Origin of the sequence: Moorena sp. SIO4E2, from assembly GCF_010671945.1 — a bacterium.
Classification (GTDB): domain Bacteria; phylum Cyanobacteriota; class Cyanobacteriia; order Cyanobacteriales; family Coleofasciculaceae; genus Moorena; species Moorena producens.
On sequence record NZ_JAAHIE010001316.1, the window covers coordinates 1 to 1229 of the forward strand.

General features: G+C 42.1%; 3 protein-coding genes. All 3 read right to left on the reverse strand.

The window, feature by feature from the left end; translation table 11 throughout:
* Window positions 1-118: 118 nt before the first annotated feature.
* The 3 genes from F6K37_RS45230 to F6K37_RS43280 are packed head-to-tail and all read right to left on the reverse strand — an operon-like array spanning window position 119 to window position 1079.
* Window positions 119-370, reverse strand: coding sequence for a hypothetical protein (locus F6K37_RS45230; protein WP_353839156.1), 252 nt, complete (start codon window positions 368-370; stop codon window positions 119-121).
* Window positions 339-497, reverse strand: a complete 159-nt coding sequence (locus F6K37_RS43275; protein WP_287257326.1) for a hypothetical protein — start codon at window positions 495-497, stop codon at window positions 339-341. The genes F6K37_RS45230 and F6K37_RS43275 overlap by 32 nt, the downstream gene beginning before the upstream one ends.
* A gap of 54 nt (window positions 498-551) precedes the next feature.
* Window positions 552-1079, reverse strand: coding sequence for an ISAs1 family transposase (locus F6K37_RS43280; RefSeq protein ID WP_287257327.1), 528 nt, complete (start codon window positions 1077-1079; stop codon window positions 552-554).
* Window positions 1080-1229 lie beyond the last annotated feature (150 nt).

A 1229-nucleotide genomic window follows, 5' to 3' on the forward strand; every position in this document is an offset into this window, starting at 1 on the left:
CAGGGCTGTTTCATAGTAGAGTAAAATGGAGAGAAAGTCAGACTAAGTACAAATAGACAACAAATAAGTCAGATTATGCCCTAAACTGTCTATGGATTCGGTTATTGAATCATAGCCATTAGCCCGGATTAAGTTTAAGACCCAGGTTTTGAGGATAGATAAGTTGATGGGGGCAGCCGCCAGCTTTTTGAGGGCTAGTATCTTCTGAGTAGATGACATCTTTGACCCAATGAAGGCGATTCTCAATAGACCAATGATCGCGAATACAAGAAACCAACTTTTTTGAGTGAGGGGATAAAGAGCTAATGTAGTAGCTGATAGTGGAATAAGGCTGATTGCTACGAGTACCAAAACGTGCCACTTGAATCACACAACCCAATCAAGCGCCAACCCATGTCAAGATCTGGAGGTGGAGTGAACACCTGCACCTGACGATGGCTGTTGCGCCCTCGACAAACTTCAGTAGATTGATATGTTTTCTTTGGCTGAGTGTGCATGAGTATGCTGCACTATTGAACTGTAGAGTCGGGGCTGATTTCTTTTGGCTTTAATCACATAGTCATTGCCGCGTAGGGTGATGGCAGCCACAGTTTTTTTTGACAGTGCAGAGCTTCGATTGTAAAAACATAACCTTTTAAATCTAGTGACTCTAATAAGTTTCTCACTACAGTTATTTCACTTACTTTTTTGTTTTCCATTTCTTGAACTGCCACCACTAAACCTCGCTTCTGGCTGAACACTGAGACCAAACTCATAAAGTTTTGTTGGGCTTTGTCGTAGTCACTGACCGTATTTTTCAAACTTTTTCCGTCTACTGATAATCCTTCTGAGAGACTCAAATTAAGCTCAAGCAAAGCCCACTGATTGAATACAAGTCTTAGTTGAGTGTAGTCTAATCCCATCATCACCCGTCTGAGAGTGGAGTAGGATGGTACTGTAGCATTGGGAATCTTCAACTCTGTGATCAAGGCTCGCCGATGGCGTTCTGTGAATCTTCCCAGTGAGCGATATCCGTAGTAACCACTCTGCGTCACCCCATAATTACCAAGATTAAAACCAGCCATAGAGGATGACGACATCCATGAGGATCTCGAAAATCGGGAATTTGTTTGAGGTAATCAATAAGGCTTTTTTGGGTCATTAAGGGCTCTTTATTGCCGTTTATTGGGAAATTGAGGCTTTTTATGAGCATTATACTCCTTATTTATCTAGAATGAAACAGCCCTGCC